This window comes from Georgenia sp. H159 (assembly GCF_035607575.1).
Taxonomy (GTDB): domain Bacteria; phylum Actinomycetota; class Actinomycetes; order Actinomycetales; family Actinomycetaceae; genus Oceanitalea.
Window position 1 is genome coordinate 71249 of sequence record NZ_JAYDZY010000008.1, and the last position, 23366, is coordinate 94614.

Annotated in this window: 15 protein-coding genes; 10 read left to right on the top strand and 5 right to left on the bottom strand. The window is 74.0% G+C overall.

What is annotated here, in order from left to right; all coding sequences use genetic code 11:
* Window positions 1–21 precede the first annotated feature (21 nt).
* Window positions 22–2316: a bifunctional (p)ppGpp synthetase/guanosine-3',5'-bis(diphosphate) 3'-pyrophosphohydrolase gene (locus VR894_RS12730; RefSeq protein WP_324652074.1), complete on the top strand. Its 2295-nt coding sequence runs from the start codon at window positions 22–24 to the stop codon at window positions 2314–2316.
* Window positions 2317–2438: 122 nt separating this feature from the next.
* On the top strand, window positions 2439–2999 hold the full coding sequence (locus VR894_RS12735) for a hypothetical protein (protein WP_324652076.1): 561 nt from the start codon (window positions 2439–2441) through the stop codon (window positions 2997–2999).
* 22 nt (window positions 3000–3021) lie between these two features.
* Here VR894_RS12735 and VR894_RS12740 read toward each other — a convergent pair whose 3' ends face one another.
* Window positions 3022–5394 carry a DUF349 domain-containing protein gene (locus tag VR894_RS12740; protein ID WP_324652078.1) on the bottom strand — a complete coding sequence of 791 codons (2373 nt, stop codon included), beginning with the start codon at window positions 5392–5394 and terminating at the stop codon, window positions 3022–3024.
* On the bottom strand, window positions 5387–6175 hold the full coding sequence (locus VR894_RS12745; RefSeq protein WP_324652080.1) for a peptidylprolyl isomerase: 789 nt from the start codon (window positions 6173–6175) through the stop codon (window positions 5387–5389). The genes VR894_RS12740 and VR894_RS12745 overlap by 8 nt, the downstream gene beginning before the upstream one ends.
* Window positions 6176–6328: 153 nt before the next feature.
* Between VR894_RS12745 and VR894_RS12750 the strand changes: the two genes are divergently transcribed.
* From VR894_RS12750 to VR894_RS12765, 4 genes are read left to right on the top strand one after another with little or no spacing between them, the layout of a single operon-like run.
* On the top strand, window positions 6329–7042 hold the full coding sequence (locus VR894_RS12750; protein WP_324652081.1) for an MBL fold metallo-hydrolase: 714 nt from the start codon (window positions 6329–6331) through the stop codon (window positions 7040–7042).
* A gap of 38 nt (window positions 7043–7080) precedes the next feature.
* Complete coding sequence (hisS, locus tag VR894_RS12755) at window positions 7081–8400, top strand: histidine--tRNA ligase (RefSeq protein ID WP_324652082.1); 1320 nt, start codon at window positions 7081–7083, stop codon at window positions 8398–8400.
* Between the two features lie 2 nt (window positions 8401–8402).
* Window positions 8403–10160 carry a dynamin family protein gene (locus VR894_RS12760; RefSeq protein ID WP_324652083.1) on the top strand — a complete coding sequence of 586 codons (1758 nt, stop codon included), beginning with the start codon at window positions 8403–8405 and terminating at the stop codon, window positions 10158–10160.
* A complete protein-coding gene (locus VR894_RS12765) occupies window positions 10157–11740 on the top strand; it encodes a GTPase (RefSeq protein ID WP_324652085.1) in 1584 nt (527 codons plus the stop codon). The genes VR894_RS12760 and VR894_RS12765 overlap by 4 nt, the downstream gene beginning before the upstream one ends.
* Window positions 11741–11803: 63 nt before the next feature.
* Here VR894_RS12765 and VR894_RS12770 read toward each other — a convergent pair whose 3' ends face one another.
* Together VR894_RS12770 and VR894_RS12775 are read right to left on the bottom strand one after the other, a co-directional pair.
* A complete protein-coding gene (locus VR894_RS12770; protein ID WP_324652087.1) occupies window positions 11804–13564 on the bottom strand; it encodes a DEAD/DEAH box helicase in 1761 nt (586 codons plus the stop codon).
* Between the two features lie 226 nt (window positions 13565–13790).
* Window positions 13791–15191, bottom strand: a complete 1401-nt coding sequence (locus tag VR894_RS12775; RefSeq protein ID WP_324652088.1) for an MFS transporter — start codon at window positions 15189–15191, stop codon at window positions 13791–13793.
* A gap of 130 nt (window positions 15192–15321) precedes the next feature.
* Here VR894_RS12775 and aspS point away from each other — a divergent pair, with 130 nt between their 5' ends.
* Complete coding sequence (aspS, locus tag VR894_RS12780; protein ID WP_324652089.1) at window positions 15322–17115, top strand: aspartate--tRNA ligase; 1794 nt, start codon at window positions 15322–15324, stop codon at window positions 17113–17115.
* 1 nt (window position 17116) lies between these two features.
* Window positions 17117–17842, top strand: a complete 726-nt coding sequence (locus tag VR894_RS12785) for a GNAT family N-acetyltransferase (RefSeq protein ID WP_324652090.1) — start codon at window positions 17117–17119, stop codon at window positions 17840–17842.
* 129 nt (window positions 17843–17971) lie between these two features.
* Here the strand turns inward: VR894_RS12785 and VR894_RS12790 are convergent, their stop codons facing one another.
* Window positions 17972–20227, bottom strand: a complete 2256-nt coding sequence (locus VR894_RS12790; RefSeq protein WP_324652092.1) for an MMPL family transporter — start codon at window positions 20225–20227, stop codon at window positions 17972–17974.
* A gap of 86 nt (window positions 20228–20313) precedes the next feature.
* Here VR894_RS12790 and VR894_RS12795 point away from each other — a divergent pair, with 86 nt between their 5' ends.
* A complete protein-coding gene (locus VR894_RS12795) occupies window positions 20314–21780 on the top strand; it encodes a threonine/serine exporter family protein (RefSeq protein WP_324652094.1) in 1467 nt (488 codons plus the stop codon).
* 23 nt (window positions 21781–21803) lie between these two features.
* Window positions 21804–23153, top strand: a complete 1350-nt coding sequence (locus VR894_RS12800; protein WP_324652096.1) for a replication-associated recombination protein A — start codon at window positions 21804–21806, stop codon at window positions 23151–23153.
* Window positions 23154–23366 lie beyond the last annotated feature (213 nt).

Here is a 23366-nt window from a genome sequence, read left to right on the forward strand (position 1 = left end):
GACGCAGCCTAGAATGGTGCGATGACCGAGGAGACGGCGGCCGGCGCGGCCACTGACGCGCGGGTCCCGCGCGCGCGATCGCGCTTCGCCCTGCTCGGGTCCCGCGGTCACTCGGCGTCCCCGGCGATCGAGCCGGTGCTCCACGCACTGCGCTCGAACCACCCTCGCGCGGACACCGCCCTCATCGAGCGGGCCTTCACCGTCGCCGAGCGGGCGCACCGCGGGCAGCTGCGCAAGAGCGGCGACCCGTACATCACCCACCCCGTCGCGGTCACGACCATCCTCGCCGAGCTGGGCATGACCGTCCCGACGCTCGCCGCTGCGCTGCTCCACGACACCGTCGAGGACACCGACTACTCCCTCGAGCAGCTCCGCAGCGAGTTCGGGGAGGAGATCGCCCTCCTCGTCGACGGCGTGACGAAGCTCGACAAGGTCACCTACGGCGAGGCGGCCGAGGCCGAGACGGTACGCAAGATGGTCGTGGCGATGGCGCGCGACATCCGGGTGCTGGTGATCAAGCTCGCCGACCGGTTGCACAACGCACGGACGTGGAAGTACGTGTCGGCCAAGTCGGCGGAGCGCAAGGCCCGCGAGACGCTCGAGATCTACGCCCCGCTCGCCCACCGGCTGGGCATGAACACGATCAAGTGGGAGCTGGAGGACCTGTCCTTCGCCACCCTCTACCCCAAGGTGTACGACGAGATCGTCCACCTCGTGGCCGAGCGTGCCCCGGCGCGCGACGAGTACCTCTCCACGGTGCGCACGCAGATCGAGGCCGACCTCCGGGCGAACAAGGTGCGGGCCACCGTCACCGGGCGACCGAAGCACTACTACTCGATCTACCAGAAGATGATCGTCAGGGGTCGCGACTTCGACGACATCTTCGACCTCGTCGGTGTACGGGTGCTCGTCGAGTCGGTGAAGGACTGCTACGCCGTCCTCGGCACGATGCATGCCCGCTGGAACCCCCTGCCCGGGAGGTTCAAGGACTACATCGCGATGCCGAAGTTCAATCTCTACCAGTCGCTCCACACGACGGTCGTCGGACCGGGCGGCAAGCCGGTGGAGATCCAGATCCGCACCTACGACATGCACCGTCGTGCCGAGTATGGCGTCGCGGCGCACTGGAAGTACAAGGAGGCGGCCCGCGGGCGTGGCGCGGAGCTGCCCAAGGGCGCGGAGGAGATGAGCTGGCTGCGCCAGCTCGTCGACTGGCAGCGGGAGACAGCAGACCCGGGGGAGTTCCTCGACTCCCTGCGGTTCGAGATCTCCGGGTCCCAGGTGTACGTCTTCACCCCGAAGGGCGACGTCATCGCCCTGGCACCGGGGGCCACGCCCGTCGACTTCGCCTACGCCGTGCACACGGAGGTGGGTCACCGGACCGTCGGGGCACGGGTGAACGGCCGGCTGGTGTCGCTGGAGTCCACACTGGAGAACGGCGACACGGTCGAGATCTTCACGTCCAAGTCCGAGACCGCAGGGCCGAGCCGGGACTGGCTCAACTTCGTCACCAGCCCCCGTGCACGAAACAAGATCCGGGCCTGGTTCACCAAGGAGCGCAGGGACGAGGCGATCGAGGGCGGCAAGGCGCACATCGCCCGCGCCATGCGCAAGCAGAACCTGCCCATCCAGCGGCTGATGTCGCACGACTCGCTCACCGCCCTCGCCAACGAGATGAACTACGCCGACGTGTCGGCGCTCTACGCGGCGGTGGGGGAGAGCCAGGTCTCGGCATCCAGCGTCGTGCAGAAGCTCGTGCAGTCGATGGGCGGGGAGTCCGGCGCGGAGGAGGACCTCGCCGAGGCGACGATGCCGGGCGAGTCCCGCCCGCGCTTGCGTGCGGGAGACCCGGGGATCGCCGTCAAGGGCATGGAGGCGGGCGACCTGTGGGTCAAGCTCGCCCGCTGCTGCACCCCCGTCCCGGGGGACCCGGTCGTCGGCTTCGTCACCCGCGGCTCCGGCGTCTCGGTGCACCGCAGCGACTGCGGGAACCTCGAGAGCCTGCGCAACGAGCCGGAACGGATGGTCGAGGTCGAGTGGTCGCTCCACGGCCAGAGCTCCTTCCTCGTCCAGATCCAGGTGGAGGCGCTCGACCGCGCAGGCCTGCTGTCCGACGTCACCCGCGTCCTGTCGGACAACCACGTCAACATCCTGTCCGCCTCGGTGCAGACCAGCCGCGACCGCGTGGCGCTGTCGAAGTTCGTCTTCGAGATGGCCGAGCCCTCGCACCTCGGGCACGTCCTGTCCGCGGTGCGCCGCATCGACGGGGTCTTCGACGTCTACCGGCTCACCGGGGCGCGCTCGGACCGCGAGTAGCACGGGCCTTCGCCGCGGTTCGGGCAGCAGCGGTCCTCCACAGCGCGGGGCGACCCGAGCGCGGTCCACAGCCGCGCCACGTCCTCCTGCGGCGCCCGGTCCGTCCCGGCACTCTCGACGTCATGACGAGCCCGCTGGCCTGGCTGGAGGCCCCTCCGCTCGTACCGCTCACCTGGGCCGCGACGGGAGCACCCGGTAGCGCCGGGATCCGGTACGACGGCCTGATGGGTGCGACGCCGGAGGACGCGCTCGGCGCTGTGGACCTCCTCGCGGGCCCCGAGGGCCGGGCAGCACACCTGTGCGGCGTGCTGCCCGCCGGAGGGGCACTCGCCCGGGCCGCGGCCGTGTGGGTGCACACCGGGCGACTGCGACCAGGCCGCACGGACGTGGTGGTCGAGCCGCACCGGCGGGTGCACGCACCGCACGTCGTCGTCCACCGGCAGCACCTCGCCGACGGCGACGTCGTCCGGGTCGCTGGGGTACCGACGACGGTGCCCGTCCGCACCGCGGTCGACCTCCTGTGCTTCGTCGAGAGGCGCACGGCCGTCGCCGGTGTCCGCGCCCTGCTGCACGACGGGCTCGCAGCGTCCATGGTCGGTGACGCCCTGCGTGGTGCGGACCGTCGGCTGCCGGTCCGCCGTGCACTGGCCGTCCTCGAGCTGGTGGCCGGGCGGGCGGCGTGAACGACGCCGCCCGCCCGGGACCTCAGCTGCCGGCTGCGCGCAGCACCTGGTCCAGCCAGGCCTTGCGGGCCTCGAGCGCGTCGGCGGCTTCCTTCTCCGCCCGCGCGTCGCCGGCGGAGCGGGCGTCCGCGAGCTGACGCTCGAGGGCGTCGATCGACTCGTAGAGCTGGGCGGCAGCACCTTCGGCGCGTGCCTTCTTCTCGGGGTCGGAGCGGGACCAGCGCTCCTGGTCCGCCTCCCGGACGGCCTGCTCGACCGCGCGCATGCGCGCCTCCACCCGCTGGACGTCGGCCCGCGGTACCTTGCCCGCCTGGTCCCACCGGTCCTGGATCGGGCGCAGGGCGGCCTTCGCGGCCTCCGGGTCGGTCACCGGGAGGATGGCCTCGGCCTGCTTCAGCAGCTCGAGCTTGACCTCGAGGTTCGCCGCGTACTCCGCGTCGATCTCCGCGTTCTGGGCCTCCCGCGCCTCGAAGAAGCGCTGCCGGGCGGCGCGGAAGCGGGCCCAGAGGGCGTCGTCCTCCTTGCGGCTCGCGCGGCCGACGGCCTTCCAGCGGTCCATGAGGTCGCGGTAGGAGGCGGAGGTGCGCCCCCAGTCGGTGGAGGTCGACAGCGCCTCGGCCTCGGCGATGAGCTGCTCCTTCGCCCGCTTCGCCTCCGCCTGAGCGGAGTCGAGCTGGGAGAAGAAGTGCCCACGGTTGCGGTCGAACGTGGTGCGCGCACGAGAGAACCGCTTCCACAGCGCGTCTTCTGTCGGGCGGTCCAGCCGCGGCCCGGAGCGCTGGGCGTTCTTCCACTGCTCGAGCAGGGACCGCAGCTCCTCGCCGCTGGACCGCCAGTGGACCTTGGCGGGATCGGTCGCGGAGATCGCCTCGGCGCGCTCGACGATGGCCGTGCGCTCGGCGAGCGCCTGTGCCTTGGCCGCCTCACGCTGCGCGGAGAGCTCCTTGCGGCGTTCCTTGGCGCGGTCGCGGAGCGTGGCCAGGCGTTCCCGGAGGCCATCGATGTCGCCCACCGCAGCCGGCTCGGCGAGGGCCTCGGTGAGCGTGGAGAGCGTCTGGTCGATCTCCTTGGTCTGCAGCTGCGGGAGCCGGGTCTCGAACAGCACGACCTGGGCCTGGAGGTCGAGGAAGCGTCGGACGTAGAAGGCCAGCGCCTCCTCAGTGTCCGCGCCGGTGTACTGACCCACCGTGCGCTCACCGGCGGCCTCACGCACCCAGACGGTGCCGTCGGGGTCGACCCGGCCCCACGCTGCGGCAGCGGCCGCCTCCCTGCTGTCGTCCAGGACGGGGGCGACGACGGCGGGTGTCGGCGCCGGTGTGCTCGGCCCGCGGCGGGGGAGCGCCGACGGCTTCGGCAGCGACGAGGGCTTGGGGATGGAGGTGGGCGTCGGCGGCTGCGCCGCCTGCGTCTCGATGGTCCCGCCCGGCTCGACCGTCGCCGACTCACCGGTCTGCGTTCCCTCGACGGTCGGCTCCGGCTGCGCGCCCGCAGCCGGGGTCCCCGCCTGGGGGGTCGGGACCTCGCCCTGCGTGGCGGGTGCCTCAGTCTCGGTCGGGACCTCCGCCTGCGCGGCGGGTGCGCCGGTGGCGTCGGCCGGGACCTCGGTCTGCGTGGCTGGTGCCTCAGACTCGGTCGGGACCTCCGCCTGCGCGGCGGGTGACCCGGTGGCCTCGATAGCGGCCTCGGTCTGCGTGGCGGGTGCCCCGGTGGCGTCGGTTGCGTCCTCGGTCTGCGTGGCGGGTGCCTCAGTCTCGGTCGGGACCTCCGCCTGCGCGGCGCTTGCGCCGGTGGCGTCGGTCGCAGCCTCGGTCTGCGCGGCGGGCGCCTCAGACTCGCTCGGGACCTCCGCCTGGGCGGCGGGAGCCCCCGTTGCGTCGGCCGGGACCTCGGCCTGCGTGGCGGGTGCCTCGGTAGCGTCGGCCGGGACCTCGGCCTGCGTGGCGGGTGCACCGGTAGCGTCGGCCGGGACCTCGGCCTGCGCGGCGGGTGCGCCGGTGGAGTCGGTCGCGGCCTCGGTCTGCGCGGCGGGTGCGCCGGTGGAGTCGGTCGCGGCCTCGGTCTGCGCGGCGGGTGCACCGGTGGAGTCGGTCGCGGCCTCGGTCTGCGCGGCGGGTGCCTCAGACTCGCTCGGGACCTCGGCCTGCGTGGCGGGTGCCTCGGACTCGGTGGGGGCCTCGGTCGCTGCGGCGGGGACCGCCGCGGTGGAGTCGGTCTGCTCCGCCGGTGGCCGGTCCTGCTCGGCCGGCGCCGCGGCGTCAGTCGTTCCCGACACGGGCTCCTCCGGTCCGTCCTGCGTGGCAGCGGGTGCCGGACCCGACTCCGTCACTGCGACGCTCTCCACGGCGTCCGCCGTCGGTGCGTCCTCCTCGGGACGTGGGGTCTGCTGCTCACTCACTGGTCACTCCTTCGATGGTGACGGGAAGGGCCGGCTGCTCGGAGCCCTCGACGGTGCCCGCCGAGCCGACCTGCTGGAGAATCTCCAGCCCTTCGGTCACGCGACCGAAGATGCTGTAACCGCCGGCGCTGTCCGACGGCAGTGGGACATCGGCGAAGACCAGGAAGAACTGGCTCCCCATCGACTCCCCGTTCTCGCCCTGGCGTGCCATGGCGAGCGTCCCGGCGGGGTAGACGCCGTCCTCGGGCGCGTTCTCGATGGGACCGAAGGTGTAGCCCGGGCCACCCGTGCCGGTGGCCGTGGGGTCGCCGCACTGGAGCAGGGCCTCCGGCAGCAGCCGGTGGCAGGCTGTGCCGTCGTAGAAGCCGTCACGCGCGAGCCGCAGGAAGTTCGCGGCCGCCTGCGGCGCGTTCTCCCCGTCGATCTCCAGGCCGATGTCCCCGGCGCTCGTCTGCAGCGTGAGGTTCCACGTGCGGCCCTCCGCCTCGGCGGGGTCCGGTGGAGCGTCGTACAGCTCGGGGTCGGTCGTCGGCAGCGGCGCGGCCACGTCGGGCGTCGCGGGGTCGACCGACTCGCCCGTCGTCGCGGGATCGGGCGCCTGCTCGTCCGGCTGGTTCGCGACGATGAGGACGATCGCGCCAACCACCAGCGCGAGCCCCACGACGACGGCGGAGACCAGCGTGATACGGCGTCGCCGCGCGGCCCGCTCGCGGCTGCGCTGCTCCCACTTGTCGTGGCGCCGCTTCTGGTACGCGCGCTCCTGCTTGGTGCTGCGGGTCAACGAGCCCTCCCGATGGTGGTGCCCGGCGGCACCGCGACGAACGAACGCCGACAGTCTAGGCGGAACAGGGCCGCCCCGTGACCGTCCTCACGCGGGCGTGGCTTCTCCGGGCCGCCGACGGGTGCTTTCGCGGGCCGTCTATAGGGTGGCTGGATGCTCCTCCACGCGCTCCGGGCACCGGTCTTCGCGACGAACACCCTCGTGCTCGCACCGCACGACGGCGGCGCCGCCGTGGTCGTCGACCCCGGCGCCGGGGTCGCGCCGCTCGTGCACGAGGTGCTCGCCGAGCGGCGGCTCACCGTCGCCGCGATCGTCCTCACCCACGGGCACCCTGACCACGTGTGGGGCTGTGCCGCGGTCGCGGCGGACGTCCCGGTGCTCATCGGGGAGGGCGACGTCGAGCGGCTGGCCGACCCCGTCGCCCACCTCGGTCCGTCCCTGCGCCCCCTCTTCGGGCAGCTCACCGACGAGCCGTGGCAGGACGTCGCGGACGTGCGTGCGGTGGGCGCCGGCCCGGTCGAGCCGGCCCCGGGCATCGTGCTGCGCGCGATTTCCGCCCCGGGACACACGGCGGGCAGCACCCTGTGGCAGCTGGACGGGGCCGACGAGCTCGTCGGGCCGGCCTTCGCCGAGGCCGGCATCACCTCGCACGCCGGGCCGGTGGTGCTCACCGGGGACGTCCTGTTCGCCGGGTCGATCGGCCGCACGGACCTTCCGGGCGGTGACGAGGCCGCGATGTGGGCGACGCTGCGCGAGCTCGGCACCTCGCTGCCGGGTGACGCCGTCATCGTGCCCGGCCACGGCCCGGCGTCGACGATGGCCGCCGAGCGTGCCTCCAACCCCTTCCTCGCCCGCGCACTGGGTTGAGACCGGTCCACCGCCCCCTCCTCACTAGGATTGCGTCCATGGCACGACCCACCCCCCTGTCCGGTTTCCCCGAGTGGCTACCCGCCGAGCGCGCCGTCGAGACGCACGTGCTCGACGTGCTGCGCCGTACCTTCGAGCTGCACGGCTTCGCCGGCATCGAGACCCGCGCGGTGGAGCCCGTGGAGGAGCTCCAGCGCAAGGGGGAGACCTCCAAGGAGGTCTACGCGGTCAGCCGACTCCACGACGACGACGGCGCGGAGCGCCGGCTGGGCCTCCACTTCGACCTCACCGTGCCCCTCGCCCGGTACGTCCTCGAGCACGCCGGGAAGCTCGTCTTCCCCTTCAAGCGCTACCAGATCCAGAAGGTCTGGCGGGGGGAGCGCCCTCAGGAGGGCCGGTTCCGTGAGTTCACGCAGGCGGACATCGACGTCGTGGGTGCCGAGACGCTGCCGTTCCACTACGAGGTCGACCTCCCGCTCGTCATGGCCGAGGCGCTGGCCGCGCTGCCCATCCCGCCGGTCCGCATCGCCGTCAACAACCGCAAGATCGCCGAGGGCTTCTACACCGGCATCGGCCTCGACGACGTCGACGCCGCCCTGCGCGCCATCGACAAGCTCGCCAAGATCGGCCCGGACGCCGTCGCCGAGCTGCTGCGCGAGGACGCCGGCGCGACGCCGGAGCAGGCGGGGCAGGCGCTGGAGCTCGCCGGCATCAGCGGGACCGACGCGGCCGTCGCCGACCAGGTCCGCGCGCTGGGCGTGAGCACCCCGCTCCTCGAGGAGGGGCTCACCGAGCTCGTCGCCCTCGTCGAGGCCGCCACCCGGCGCGTGCCGGGCACCGTCGTCGCCGACCTGTCCATCGCCCGTGGCCTGGACTATTACACGGGTTCGGTCTACGAGACGACGATCGTGGGCCACGAGGACCTGGGATCCATCTGCTCCGGCGGGCGGTACGACTCGCTCGCCTCGGACGGCGCCCGAACCTACCCCGGGGTCGGGTTGTCCATCGGGGTCTCGCGCCTCGTCGCGCGGATCCTCAGCGCGGACCTCGCGACCGCCAGCCGGGCGGTCCCCACCGCGGTGCTGGTCGCGGTGAGCGCGGAGGAGGACCGCGGCCGGAGCGACGACGTCGCGTCCGCCCTGCGGGCCAGGGGCGTCCCGGCGGACGTCGCACCGACCGCAGCGAAGTTCGGCAAGCAGATCCGGCACGCCGACCGCCTCGGCATCCCCTACGTCTGGTTCCCCGGCGCCGAGGGGCACGAGGTCAAGGACATCCGCTCGGGCGAGCAGGTGTCCGCGGAGCCGGGCAGCTGGTTGCCCCCGGAGCAGGACCTCACCGTCGCCGTGCACCGGACCTGACGATGACGCACCCCTCGCCGGCCACTGGCCCGCGCGATGACGTCGTCGCACCCCTCCGGGCGCTCGAGCAGCGCCTGGCCGAGACGGTGCTCCCGCTCGAGCTGCCGGGGGTGGACGTGGCCCGCGCGCGACGCCGCAGCCTGGTCGACCAGCTGGCCGACTACATCGTCCCGCGGGCGGAGCGGCTCGAGGCGCCGCTGCTCGCCGTCGTCGGGGGCTCCACCGGGGCCGGCAAGTCGACCCTGGTGAACTCCCTCGTCGGCCAGGAGGTCACCCGGGCGTCCGCGATCCGGCCCACGACCCGGCGGCCGGTGCTCGTCCACCACCCCGACGACGCCGCCTGGTTCTCCGACGACCGGGTGCTTCCCGGGCTCGCCCGCGTCCACGGCGCAGCGGCCGAGGAGCCGCTGGAGGAGGACGCGGAGGTCACCGAGCTGGGTGTCGTCGCCGCCGCGACCGTGCCCCGCGGGCTCGCGCTGCTCGACGCCCCGGACATCGACTCGGTCGTCGCCGGCAATCGGCGTCTCGCCGGGCAGCTCCTGGCGGCGGCGGACCTGTGGATCTTCGTCACGACAGCGTCCCGCTACGCCGACGCCGTCCCGTGGGAGCTCCTGCGCACCGCGGCGGCCCGCCGCGCCGTGGTCGCCGTCGTCCTCGACCGCGTCCCGCCCGGGACCGCCGGTGAGATCCGCACCGACCTCGCTGACCGGCTGCACGCCGAGGGGCTCGCCCACGCACCACTGTTCGTCGTGTCGGAGCAGCCACCGCCCCCGCCCGGACGACCGGCACAGCTGCCCGAGCCCGACGTCGGGCCGATCCGCTCCTGGCTCGAGGGGCTGGCCGCGGACGCGGTCACCCGCGCCGGGGTGGCGCGGCAGACGCTCGCGGGTGCGGTCGCGGATGTGCTCGCCGGCACCGTCGTCGTCGCCGCCGCGGCGGAGGCCCAGGCGCGCGCCGTGCAGGACCTCGACGACGCCGCTGGCGACCACCACGCTGCCGCGCTCGGTGCCGTCATGGCGGCGACCGAGGACGGCACCCTGCTCCGTGGTGAGGTGCTCGCCCGCTGGCAGGAGTTCGTCGGCACCGGGGAGTGGCTGCGCGGGATCGAGGCGGCCGTCGGACGGCTCCGTGACCGGGTCGCCGGGTTCCTGCGTGGCCGGCCCGGGACCCAGGCGAGGGCCGAGGAGGCGATCGAGAGCGGTCTCGTGACGCTCGTCGTCGCCGAGGTCGAGCGCGCAGAGCGCGAGACCAGGAGAGCGTGGCAGGGCCTCCCGGGTGGGTACACCGCGCTCGAGCCCCTTCCGGAGCAGCCGGCCGCCGCCGTCCGTCCGCGGCTGGCGGAAGAGGTCGCCGCCGAGGTCCGCGACTGGCAGCGCGCCCTGCTCGACCGGGTGCGCGCCGAGGGCGAGGACCGCCGGGTCCGGGCCCGGATGCTTTCGCTCGGCGTCAACGCCTCGGGCGTGAGCCTCATGCTCGTCGTCTTCGCGTTCTCCGGTGGTCTCACCGGGATCGAGATCGGTGTCGCGGGCGGGACGGCGGTCGTGGGGCAGAAGGTGCTCGAGATGGTCTTCGGGGACCAGGCCGTGCGGGAGCTGGCCCGGGCGGCCCAGCGTGACCTGGAGGAGCGCGTCGCCCGGCTGCTCGAGGAGCACCGCCGTCCGTGGACCGAGCGACTGTCCGAGCTCGCCGTCGACGCCGACGCCGCCACCGCACTGCGGGACGCGGCCGACGCCGTGCGCGCAGCGGGGGCAGCCGCGTGAGGCGGCGCCAGCGCGCACCGGAGCTGGGGGAGCGGACCACCGCCCTCGCCACCGTCGTGGACCTCGGTGCCGACGTCGTCCCTGCTGAGCGGCTCGTGCCCGCCCGCGACCTGCTCGAGCGCGTGGGCGCCCGTACCGCGCTGGCGCCGGGCGTCACCGTGGCCGCGCTGCTCGGCGCGACCGGGTCGGGCAAGTCGAGCCTGTTCAACGCGCTGGTGGGCGAGCCGCTCGCCGACGTGCACGCCCGCCGGCCCACGACGACCCGCCCGCTCGCCGCCGTCTGGGAGGCACCGGGCGCCGCCGGCCTGCTCGACTGGCTCGAGGTCCCCGACCGGCGGGTCCGCCCGGCGGACCCGAGGCTGGCGGGCCTCGTCCTGCTCGACCTCCCCGACATCGACTCCACGCGCACGGCCAACCGGCAGATCGCCGCACGGCTCGCGGAGCGGGTCGACGCGCTGGTGTGGGTGCTGGACCCGCAGAAGTACGCCGACGCCGTCGTCCATGAGGAGTACCTGCACCCCCTGCGGGAGCACGCCTCGGTGAGCGTCGTCGTCCTCAACCAGGCGGACCGCCTCTCGTCCGCCGACCTGCCCGGCGTGCTGGGACACCTGCGCTCGATCCTCGCCGCCGACGGCATGGGGGACGTCGAGGTGCTCACCGCCTCCGCCCGCACCGGTGACGGCGTCCCGGCCCTGCGCGACCGGCTGGCCGGGATCGCCGCCGAGGGCCGCGCGGCACGTGACCGCCTCGAGGCGGACGTACGGACCGTGGCCCGCGGCCTGGCGAGCGACCAGCTGCCTGACGGCACTGTCCCCGACGAGCCCGTCGGTGTCGACCACCTCGTCCGGGCCTGCGCCGCGGCGGCGGGTGCGCGTGAGGTGACCACCGCCGTCGAGCGCTCCTACCGTCGCAGGGCGGGACGGCACGTGGGCTGGCCGCCCCTGCGGTGGCTGGGACGGCTGCGGCCCGACCCGCTGCGCCGCCTGCACCTGGAGACGCCGACGGCCGGAGCCTCCTCCCTGCCCGCGCCCACCCGGGCCCAGGAGGCCGGGGTACGGACGGGGGTGCACGACCTCGCCTGGGAGTCCACGGCGGGCATGGCCCAGTCCTGGCGGGCCGTCGTCACCGCCCGCACCGAGGACCGCATCCCCAGGCTCGTCGACGCGCTCGACGCCGCCATCACCCGCATCGACATCGGGGCGCAGCACCGACCGGGCTGGTGGCGGGCGTGGTCGGTGCTGGGGCACCTGTTCTTCGCGACGGCACTTGCGGGTGCGCTGTGGCTCGGCGGACTTGCGCTCCTCGGCTACCTCCGCCTGCCGGAGCCCGACACGCCGATGCTCGGCGGGCTGCCCTGGCCGACGGCGCTGCTCCTCGGTGGACTCGTCGTCGGGCTGGTCCTCGCCGTGGTCGGCAGGCTGTTCGCCCGCGTGGGTGGACGACGCGCGGCCAGGCGGGCGCGGGCGAGCCTGGAGGAGGGCATCCGGGAGGCGACGCACGAGGTCATGGTCGCGCCGCTCACCGAGGACGTGCGCCGCTACCGCGAGTTCAGCGCGGCCCTGGAGCTGGCCGCCCGCTGAACGGCCGAGGCCCTGTGCCGGGCAGTGCCCGGCACAGGGCCTCGGATGTCGGACGTCAGGTGCTCAGCGGCGCGGTCCGGTCTTGCGGGGACCGGTGTCGGGCCGGATGCGCAGAGGGCGGCCGGCGACCCGGGCGGCAGCGATCCGCCGGCTCGTCTCCGGGCTCAGCTCCTGGCTGATCTCCACGAGCGAGAAGCTGGGGAAGATGTCGATCTTGCCCAGGTCCTGCCCGCGCAGGCCGCCCTCGCCGGTGATGGCGCCGACGATCGCACCGGGCTGCACGCCGTCGCGGTGGCCGACCTCGACGCGGTAGCGGGTGCCGGACGAGGCGTCGCGGTGACGCGGACGCGTCCCGGCCCGACCGGTGCGGGGCGCACCGCGGTGCTCACGGTCGCGGCCCTCCTCGAAGACCGCGCCGACGAACTCGCCGGACGGGTCGTAGCTCTCCTCACGACGGCGGCGCGGGCCGGAGTCCTCCACCGTGCCGTGCTCCTCGCGCGGGGCGGGTCCGTCGTCCCCGACCGCGATCGCGAGGAGGGCGGCGGCCGTCTCGCGGAGGTTGTGCTCCGACGCGTCGAGGATGTCGCGGTAGAGGTCGAGCCGGCCGGCGGCGAGGCGCTGGTCGACCTTGTCGAGCAGGACCCGGGCGCGGTGCGCCGACACGTCGACGGGGCTGGGGACCTGGATCTCCTCGAGGCGGGTGCCGGTGGCGCGCTCGATCTGGCCGAGCTGGCCCCGCTCGCGCGGCGTGAGGAAGGTCAGCGCGGTCCCGGTGCGGCCCGCGCGGCCGGTGCGGCCGATGCGGTGGACGTAGGTCTCGGTCTCGCGGGGCACGTCGAAGTTGACGACGAGCCCGATCCGCTCGACGTCGAGCCCGCGGGCGGCGACGTCGGTGGCGACGAGGACGTCCAGGGTGCCGGAACGGAGACGGTCGATGAGCTTCTCGCGGTCCTTCTGCGCGACGTCACCAGAGATCGCGGCGGCCTGGATCCCACGGCCGGCGAGCTCGATGGCGACCTCGTCCGCGGCCGACTTGGTGCGGACGAAGACGATCGCGGCGTCCGCGTCGCTCACCGCGAGGACCCGGGCGAGGGCCCCGGCCTTGTGCCGGTAGGGCACCACGGCGAACGTCTGGTGGACGGTGGCGACGGTCGAGGAGCCGGGGGTGACGCTCACGCGGACCGGGTCGTTGAGGTGAGTGGCGGCGACCTTCTTGATGGCGCCGGGCATCGTCGCAGAGAACAGGGCGGTACGGCGGTCACGGGGCACCTGGGCCGCGATCTGCTCGACGTCCTCGGCGAAGCCCATGCGCAGCATCTCGTCGGCCTCGTCGAGGACGAGGAAGCGGACACCGGACAGGTCGAGGCTGCCCTTGGACATGAGGTCCATGACACGGCCGGGGGTCCCGACGACGACCTGGGCGCCGGCGCGCAGGCCCCGCAGCTGCGGGGTGAAGCTCGAGCCACCGTAGATCGGGAGCACCTGGAGGCCGTGGAGGTGCGTGGCGAAGGAGGCGATCGCGTCGCTCACCTGCAGCGCGAGCTCGCGGGTCGGGGCCAGGACGAGGGCCTGGACGGCACGCAGGCCGGGGTCGACGGCGGCGAGCAGCGGCAGGCCGAAGGCGGCGGTCTTGCCGGTCCCGGTCTGGGCGACGCCGACGACGTCGCGGCCGGCGAGCAGCAGCGGGATGGCCTCGGTCTGGATGTCGGTCGGCGTGGTGAACCCGAGGTCGAGGACCGCCGAGAGGAGGTCCTCGGGCAGCCCGAGGCCGGCGAAGCCGTTCTCCAGGCGTGCGGGAGCAAGGTCAGTGGTGACAGCAGTCAAAAGGGACAACCCATCGAGATAGCGGAGTGGGGCGCACGGCACCAGGTGGGTGACGCTCCCTCCGCGATGGGCCCCGTCCAGCGCGACATCCGCATGGGGCCTGGGCGGCACAGAGCACTCCAGGAGCTCCCAGCCTATCGGTGGCAGCGCCCGCGTGGACCGATGGGGCCCGGTGACGTCGGGCACAGCGCTCTACAGGCGGGTATGTCACTGCGCCGGTCCGTCGTCACGCCGGCCCGGTCGCCGCGCCGGCGGCCCGTCCCGACGTGGCACGCGCACCCCCGACCACGGCGACGCCCGCGAACGTCGTGGCGAGCAGCAGCCCCGCGAGATACGCCGCCGTGCCGCCGCCGTCGATGAGCGCGAGGAAGAGCGCGCCGGAGGCGGCGAGACCGACCGCGGCACCGAGGGCGTCGGAGACCTGGAGGGAGGCGCTGACCTCGCCGTGCTGCTCCGGGGGAGTCATCCGCAGGGCGAGGACGGTGAGCGCCGCGTACACCATGCCGATCCCCGCTCCGCCCAGCGCCCACCCGGGAACCGCGACCCACGGACCCACAGCGGGGATCGCGGCACCCGACGTCACCAGGGTGCCGACGGCGAGGAGCAGCGGCCCGAGCCACGTGAGTCGCCGCCGTGCCGCGTCGCTGTGGACCCAACCCTGGACGAACGCACCGACGGCCCACGTGACCGAGGACGCCGCGACGACGAAGCCCGCACCCGTCACCGACCACCCGTACTCACGCACGAGCAGGAGCGGCAGGAACGTGTGGGTGGTCATGAAGGCCGCGTTGAGCAGCGCACGGCAGGCGACGGCGGCCGGGACCCCGACCGCCAGGCGCGCGGTCCCCGCGGGGAGGAGCCGGGGCAACGCGAGGGCGAGGACGAGAAGACCCGCCGCGGCCGCAGGCAGCGACCACGACTGCTGCGCGCTGCCGGACACCTGGAGGACGGCCACGCCGACCCCCGCGCCGGTCGCCGCGAGCACGAGGCGCCGGGTGCCCGGCCGGCGGGCCCGGCCGTCGTCCCGGCCGGGCATGTGGCGCAGCAGGGGCGCGAAGCACAGCGTGACGACGACCATGAGGGCGGCGGCGCCGAGGAAGACCCAACGCCACGACGCGTTGTCGACGACGAGCCCGGTGAGCGCGGGCCCGCCGAGCGCGGGAAGCACCCAGGCGGCGGAGAACCAGGCGAAGACGCCGGGCTGGCGCCGCTGTGGGACGAGCGCCCCGACGAGGACGTACAGCGGGACGATGAGCAGCCCGCCGCCCAGGCCCTGGACGCCGCGGCCCAGGGCGAGCAGCCCCATCGAGGGCGCCGTGCCGGCGAGGACGAGCCCGAGCGGGAAGAGCGGGAGGCCGAGGAGCAGCACCGGCCGCGGGCCGCGTGCGTCCGCCCAGGCGCCGGCGAGGGCCGTGGCCACGAGCTGGGCGGCCAGCGGGGCACCAGCGGCCACCGGGTAGAGCTGCAGACCGTCGAGCTCGGCGCTGATGGCGGGCAGGGCAGCGCTGGCCGCGAGGCTCTCGAAGGCGACGAGGGTGATCAGTGCCACCGAGGCGACGACGAGGAGCCGCACGAGGTCCGGCGGGGCCGTCGTCCGGGCCCGGTCGGAGGCGGACGCGCGGTTCATCCCGCGATCATCCCCTTCCCGCCGCCTCCGGTGGTAGCGAGTCCGGCTGGCCATCCGGCCGGCGGGCGCAACTAGGATTGCCCGTGCGCCCGCCCGTCTAGCGGTGCGCCCGACCAAGGGAAGGATCCTCGTGCTCCGCACTCGCGACGCAGGTTCGCTGCGTTCCGCCGACATCGCCACCACCGTCACCCTCGCCGGGTGGGTCGACCGCCGCCGCGACCACGGCGGCGTGGCCTTCATCGACCTCCGGGACGCGTCGGGCATCGCCCAGGTCGTCGTCCGGGACGAGGACGTCGCCCACGAGCTGCGCTCGGAGTACGTCATCCAGGTCACCGGTGAGGTGGCCGAGCGCCCCGCGGGGAACGCCAACCCCAACCTCGCGACCGGTGAGATCGAGGTGATCGCGAGCGACGTCGTCGTGCTCAACGCATCGGCGCCGCTGCCCTTCCAGGTCTCCGAGCACGCCGAGGACGCGGGCAACGTCGGCGAGGAGACGCGCCTGAAGTACCGCTACCTCGACCTGCGCCGCAGGGAGCCCGCACACGCGCTGCGGCTGCGCGCCAAGGTCAACCAGGCCGCGCGCCGGGTGCTGGACGAGCAGGGCTTCGTCGAGATCGAGACCCCGACCCTCACGCGCTCCACCCCCGAGGGTGCCCGCGACTTCCTCGTCCCGGCGCGTCTGTCCCCGGGCTCCTGGTACGCGCTGCCCCAGTCGCCGCAGCTGTTCAAGCAGCTGCTCATGGTGGCCGGCATGGAGCGCTACTACCAGATCGCCCGCTGCTACCGCGACGAGGACTTCCGCGCCGACCGGCAGCCGGAGTTCACCCAGCTCGACGTCGAGATGAGCTTCGTCGACCAGGAGGACGTCATCGGCGTCGCCGAGCAGGTCCTGCGCGAGCTGTGGAGCCTCATCGGCCACGAGATCACCTCTCCGATCCCGCGCATCACCTTCGCCGACGCGATGGCCCGGTACGGCACCGACAAGCCCGACCTGCGCTTCGAGCTCGAGCTCACCGAGCTCACCGAGTACTTCGCCGGCACGCCGTTCCGGGTGTTCCAGGCGCCCTACGTGGGCGCCGTCGTCATGCCCGGCGGCGCCTCCCAGCCGCGGCGGCAGTTCGACGCCTGGCAGGACTGGGCCAAGCAGCGCGGCGCCAAGGGCCTGGCCTACGTGACGGTCGGGGAGGACGGCACGCTCGGCGGGCCGGTCGCCAAGAACATCACCGACGAGGAGCGTGCGGGCCTGGCCGCGGCCACCGGCGCGCAGCCGGGAGACGCGATCTTCTTCGCCGCGGGCAGGCAGAACGAGGCCCGTGGCCTTCTCGGTGCCGCGCGGCTGGAGATCGGCCGCCGCACCGGCCTGATCGACGAGGACGCCTGGTCCTTCGTCTGGGTCGTCGACGCGCCCCTGTTCAAGCCCACGGGGGAGGACGACGACGTCGCGGTCGGCTCCGGGTCGTGGACCGCCGTCCACCACGCCTTCACGTCCCCGACCCCGGAGTGGGTCGACCGCTTCGAGGAGGACCCGGGCAACGCGCTGGCCTACGCCTACGACATCGTGTGCAACGGCAACGAGATCGGGGGTGGCTCGATCCGTATCCACCGCCAGGACGTCCAGGAGCGGGTCTTCGCCATGATGGGGATCGGCGAGGAGGAGGCGCGGGAGAAGTTCGGCTTCCTCCTCGACGCCTTCGCCTACGGCGCGCCCCCGCACGGCGGCATCGCCTTCGGCTGGGACCGCATCGTCGCCCTGCTCACGCGCTCGGACTCGATCCGGGAGGTCATCGCCTTCCCCAAGTCCGGCGGCGGCTACGACCCGCTGACCCAGGCCCCCGCACCGATCACCCCGGAGCAGCGGCGCGAGGCCGGCGTGGACGCCAAGCCGAGGAGCGCCGAGGACGCGGCAGCCCCGACGGCCCCCTGAGGTGGGGCGCCCTCTCTTCCTCCGCGCCAACGCGGACCGGTGGCAGGAGGAGCTGGCGTGGGACGCCGACGGAGCCTCGCTGCTGCTCGTGCGGACCCGGCGCGCCGGGACGGAGCGTCGTCAGCTGGTCGGTGCCGGTCCCGCCGAGCGGCTCGCTGCCGCCGTCGGCCGGGCGGCGTCCGACGACGTCGACGAGGTGGCCTTCGGTCTGCTCACCCGCGGCACGTGGGACCTCGTCGACGCGGAGGCACGCACGCGTCTGGGCCTCCACGTGGGGCCGGGGTGGGACTGGATGTGGAGCGACGCTCCGCCGCCGGTCCAGCCGGGGGAGGAGCGTGTCGCTCCCGTCACCGGTGACCGCGCGGCCGACGAGGTGCGCGCGTGCCTCGCCCGGGCGAATCCCGACACGAGCGCCGACCCGGCCGACCCCGACCTCAGGTGGTGGGGGTACCGGGACGAGGGCGGCGTGCTGCGGGGCGTCGTCGCCGTCAACGCGCCCGCGGGCGGTCCCGTGCACCTGTCCGGGCTGGGGACCGACACCTCATGGCGCCGCCGCGGTGTCGGCGGCGCCATGATGGCCGCGGTGACGCGGTGGGCGCTGACCGACCACCCGCTCGTCCACTACGGCATCTGGGCCGACAACGACGCCGCCCGGCGGATCTACACCCGACTCGGCTACGCCGTCGGTCAGGAGATCGAGAACCTCAGGCCCAAGACCAGGGCCTAGATCCCCCACGGTCAAGCCCTTGAACTTGATGACCAAGATGTGCCTCGGGCCACCGCCCGTTCGGTGTGGAGGCGTGAACGCCGGAGGTCCACACCTCCACACCTCAGACCTGGGCGGCCGGGCAGCCGGTCAGTGGGCGATGCCGATCCGCTCGTGGAGGCGGCGCAGCGGCGCCGGTGCCCACCAGTTCCACCGCCCGAGGACCGTCATCGTGGCCGGCACGAGCAGCATCCGCACGAGGGTCGCGTCGATGAGCACGGTCACCGCCAGGGCGAAGCCCACCTGCTTGATGACCATGAGCTCGCCGGTGACGAAGCCGAGGAAGACGAGGGTGATGATGAGCGCGGCCGAGGTGATGATGCGCCCCGAGCGCTGCAGTCCCTGCTCGACCGCGGCGTCGTTGTCCTGCCCGAGGTCCCAGTACTCCTTGATCCGGGCGAGCAGGAACACCTCGTAGTCCATCGCGAGCCCGAAGCCGAAGGCGACGACGACGGCGACGACGTAGCTCTCCAGGCCGCCGATCGGCGTGAAGCCGAGGACGCCCGCGAGGTGGCCCTCCTGGAAGACCCACGTCGTCACCCCCAGTGCGGCCGCCAGGCCCAGGGCGTTGACGAGCACCGCCTTGACCGGGATGAGGACCGAGCCGGTCATGAGGAAGAGCAGGACGAAGATCGTGAGGACCACCAGCCCGACCGCGAGCGGCAGGCCGTTGGCGATCGCGGAGAGGAAGTCGACCTGGTTCGCTGCCTGACCCACGACCCACGTGTCGAACCCCGGGTCGAGCTCGCGGATCGCCTCCACGACCCCGGTGGCCACCTCGCCACCACTGTCGGTCGACTCGATGTCGACACCGACGACGGCGTGGGTCTCGTCCGGGGTCGTCGTCACCTCGCCGACGGCGGCGACGCCCGGCAGCTCGGCGACCTCGGCCGCCCACCCCTCGACGGTCGCGACGTCGGCGTCCGCGACGACGACGACCGGCGGGGAGGTCGCGGCGGGGTAGTCCTCGCCGAGGACGGAGATGAACTCGCGCTGGTCGGACCCGGCCGGGATGAGGTCCGTCGTGGAGTTGCGCAGCTGCAGCCCGAGGACAGGGGAGGCCAGGACCCCGAGCACGGCGACCACGGACGCGACGACGAGCCACGGACGGCGGTGCACACCGCGGGCGAGGCGGGAGAACACCCCGTCCTCCGGCGCGACGTCCCCGAGACGGGCGAGCAGCCGGTCCACCACCGGGACGCGCGCGAGCAGGGAGGGCCGCTGGAGCCGTCCACCGAGCAGCACGAGGAGCGCGGGCACGAGGGTGAGGGCCGTGCTCAGGGCGATGACGACGACGGACACCCCGGCTGCGCCGAGGGAGCGCAGGATGTCGGGGGAGAAGACCATGAGTGCGCTGATCGCGATCGCGATCGTCACCGCGGAGAACGTGACCGTCCGCCCGGCGGTCAGCACGGTGCGCCGGACGGCCTCCTCGACGACCTCCCGACCGTGCGCGCGCCGCCGCCGGCGGCGGATCGGCAGGCCGGTGCTCGCCGTGGACGCGGCCAGCGCGGAGGCCTCCTCGCGGTAGCGCGAGACGATGAGCAGCCCGTAGTCGATCGACAGGCCGAGGCCCAGGACCGTGACGACGTTGACGACGACGGCGTCGAGCTCGATCGCCCGGGAGAAGGCGAGGAGGACGCCCATGCCGCCGGCGATGGAGGCCAACGCCCCGACCAGCGGCATGCTCGCGGCTAGGAAGCCGCCGAACACCAGGACCATGACGAGCAGTGAGAGGGGCAGCGCGACGGCCTCGCCCCGGGTGAGGTCGGCCTCGACCTGGTCGGTGACGGCCGAGGTGATGAGCTCGGTGCTGGAGACGATCCCCTCGGCGCCCGGCGCGACGGCGGCGAGCTCGGCCGGCACGGCGGCCAGGCGCTCCTCCGCGGCGAGCCGCGCGTCGTCGGTGGCCCCGGGGTCGAGCTCGGCGATGACGAGGAAGCCGTCCCGATCGGTGGAGACCAGCGACGCGACGACCGGGTCGGACGGGCCCTCGGGCGCGAGGAACGGGTCGAGGACCGCGGAGACGCCGTCGAGGCGACCGACCTCCTGCCGGACGGGGATGAGCGCGGACGCGAGCGCGGCGGAGAGGTCCTCGTCCGCGAGGTCCGTGCCGGTCACCAGCAGCGTGACCTGCTCCCCGGTGTCGTCCGACCCCCTGAGGAGCTCGCGCCCCTCCTGGCTCTCGGCACCCGGGATCCGTGGCTCGCCGGAGTGCAGCCGCGAGAACAGGCCGTCCCCCACCACCCCCAGCGCGAGGGACAGGCAGGACAGGACGAGGACCGCCCAAACGGCGAGCGTGGTCCGGGGGCGACGGATGACGCCGCGCGCGAGAGCATCGAACACGGCGGTCAGTCTCTCATCGGGTGACGTGCCGGACAGTATGGCCCGCACCGTCGTCGTGCGCGTGCAGGTGACGTAGCGTCGTCGTCGTGGCCCAGACAGACGAGACCGACACGGCCGGTGTACCCCTCGGCCTGCCGCGCGCGGCAGGCCACGTCCGCCGCGAGTCCATCCTGCGCGAACGCGCCCGGCGGGTGGTCGCGAGCAGCGGCCCGCCGACGCTGCGCATCTCCTCGCCGCGTCGCCAGTCCGAGCAGACCGCCGAGACGGAGCGGTCGGTGCTCGACCTCGTCCTACGGATGGGCGAGGCGATGATCGCGACCGGCGCGCCCGTCGCCGACGTCACGGCGGCGCTGCTGCGGATCGCGGACGCCTACGGCGTCACGAACTGCCACGTCGACATCACGTTCATCTCGATCACCGCGTCGATCGACCGGGACGACGACCCGATCACCAAGGTCCGCGTCATCAACGTGCGGACCTCGGACTACAGCCGGCTCGCCGACCTGCTGAAGCTGGTCGACGACGCCACGGCAGGAGAGCTGTCGCTCGAGGCCGCCCACCCGCGGCTGGAGCGGGTCCTCGCGACGCCCCACCCGTACAAGCGGTGGGTGGTCACCATGGCGCTCGGGTTCATGGCGGCGGCGATCGCCGGCCTCCTCGGCGGTGGCTGGCAGGTGGGCATCGTGGCCGCCCTCACCACGGCCGTCATCGACCGGACGCTGCGCGCGCTCCGTCGGGCCGGGCTGCCCTACCTCTTCCAGCAGGCCGCCGGCGCTGCCATCGCCACGCTCGTCGCGATCGTCCTGCTCTGGGGGCAGGACCTGTTCGGCTGGGACCGTTCCCTGCTGCCACCCTCGCTGGTCGTGGCCTCGGGGATCGTCGTCCTCCTCGCCGGGATGCAGCTCGTCGGTGCCGCGGAGGACGCGATCTCCGGCTACCCGCTGACCGCGGCCGCGAAGTCCTTCGAGGTCGCGCTCTACACGATCGGGCTGGTCGTGGGCATCGGCTTCGTCCTCGACATCGGCCAGCGGCTCGGCGTGCCGCTGTACATCGGTGACGTCTTCGGCAGCGCCCCCAGCGGGTTGGTCCAGGTGGCGTGCGGCGCGGTGATCGCCGGCGCGTGGGCGGTCGCCTCCTACACGCGGGCGCGGGACGTCTGGATCATCATGGCCGTCGGGGCGGTCGCCGCCGGCCTCTACTTCGCGGTGGACACGCTCTGGCTGGGTCCCGCCGGGGCGGCCTTCTTCGCGGCGCTCGTCGTGGGCCTCCTCGCCGGGGTGATCGGTGACCGCGGCCGGGTGCCCAGCCTCGTCGTGTCGGTGTGCGGCGTGACCCCCATGCTCCCCGGTCTGTCGATCTACGCCGCGATGTTCTCCTTCATCGAGTCCGGTGACGTCATCGGCGGCGCGCAGCTCGGCGTGCGCGCCCTGTCGGTCGGGCTCGCGCTGGCCGCCGGGGTCACCCTCGGGGAGTTCAGCGCGTCACCGCTGCGCTCGGAGATGGACCGCTGGGAGCGCCGGGTGCGGCAGCGCGCCCGCGGCGCACGCATCTGACGGCCGCGACGTAGGCTCCGCTCGTGGACCTCTTCGACGCCGCCGGCTCCGACGACGCCGGGACCCCGGCCGTCCGGCCCGACGCTCCGCTGGCCGTGCGGATGCGACCGACCTCGCTCGCCGAGGTGCTGGGGCAGGGTCACCTCCTCGAGCCGGGCGCCCCGCTGCGCCGGCTCGTGGAACCGTCCGGCGACGCCCGCGTCGGTGCCTCCTCGGTGATCCTCTGGGGGCCCCCGGGCACCGGGAAGACGACCCTGGCCTACCTCGTCGCGCACGCCTCCGGGCGCCGCTTCGTCGAGCTGTCGGCCGTGACGGCGGGCGTCAAGGACGTGCGGCAGGTCGTCGAGGACGCCCGGCGGCGCCTCGTCGCCACGGGCGGGGAGACGGTCCTGTTCATCGACGAGGTCCACCGCTTCTCCAAGACCCAGCAGGACGCGCTGCTGCCCTCGGTGGAGAACGGTTGGGTGACCCTCGTCGCCGCCACCACCGAGAACCCCAGCTTCTCGGTCATCTCCCCGCTGCTCTCGCGCTCCCTGCTCCTCACCCTGCGTCCGCTGGAGGAGGGGGACGTCCGTGAGCTCGTCGCCCGGGCCCTGGCCGACGAGCGCGGCCTCGGTGGCCGGTTCGAGCTCGACGACGACGCGGCGGACCACCTCGTGCGGCTCGCCGGCGCGGACGCCCGCAAGGCGCTGACGATCCTCGAGGCCGCCGCAGGCGCCGCCGGAGCGGCGGAGGTCGACCGGATCGACCTCGCGACCATGGAGCGGGCGATCGACGTCGCGGCGGTGCGCTACGACCGCGGCGGTGACCAGCACTACGACGTCACCAGCGCGTTCATCAAGTCGATGCGCGGCTCCGACGTCGACGCCGCGCTGCACTACCTCGCCCGGATGATCGTCGCCGGTGAGGACCCCAGGTTCATCGCGCGCCGCATCGTCATCGCCGCGGCCGAGGAGGTCGGCATGGCGGACCCGACCGCGCTGCAGACCGCGGTGGCGGCGGCCCAGGCGGTCGCGCTCATCGGCATGCCGGAGGCGAGCCTCATCCTCGCCGAGGCCGTCGTCCACATCGCCACCGCCCCGAAGTCCAACGCCTCGTACGCGGCGATCGGGGAGGCCATCGCCGACGTCCGTGCGGGCAAGGCGGGCCCGGTGCCGATGCACCTGCGCGACACCCACTACGCCGGCGCGAAGACGCTCGGCCACGGCGCCGAGTACGTGTACGCGCACGACGTCCCGCACGCCATCGCCGCCCAGCAGTACCTCCCCGACGAGCTCGTCGGGCGCCGCTACTACGAGCCGCGCCCGCGCGGGCTGGAGCGGGAGATCGCCGGGCGCCTGGACCGCATCCGCGACATGCTCGGCGGCCGCTGACCACGACCGACCTCCACGGCCGGCGCCGGCGAACGTCGTGCGGGGTGCACCGTGCGGGGAACATCGTGTGTGGTTCGGGTCCCACCAGGACCCGAACCACACACGATGAGCTCAGGGCCGGGGCCGGGGCCAGGGCCGGGGTAGGCCGGCCCGGGGGAGATGGTGTGAGCCGTGTCGCAGCGGGGCGGGGCGCACGGGGGAGCGGCGCGCTCC

Bases quoted from the DNA above. Each gene is read 5' to 3' on its own strand.
- VR894_RS12730 (WP_324652074.1), top strand. From the start codon at position 22: ATGACCGAGGAGACGGCGGCCGGCGCGGCCACTGACGCGCGGGTCCCG.
- VR894_RS12735 (WP_324652076.1), top strand. From the start codon at position 2,439: ATGACGAGCCCGCTGGCCTGGCTGGAGGCCCCTCCGCTCGTACCGCTC.
- VR894_RS12750 (WP_324652081.1), top strand. From the start codon at position 6,329: ATGCTCCTCCACGCGCTCCGGGCACCGGTCTTCGCGACGAACACCCTC.
- hisS (WP_324652082.1), top strand. From the start codon at position 7,081: ATGGCACGACCCACCCCCCTGTCCGGTTTCCCCGAGTGGCTACCCGCC.
- VR894_RS12760 (WP_324652083.1), top strand. From the start codon at position 8,403: ATGACGCACCCCTCGCCGGCCACTGGCCCGCGCGATGACGTCGTCGCA.
- VR894_RS12775 (WP_324652088.1), bottom strand. From the start codon at position 15,191: ATGAACCGCGCGTCCGCCTCCGACCGGGCCCGGACGACGGCCCCGCCG.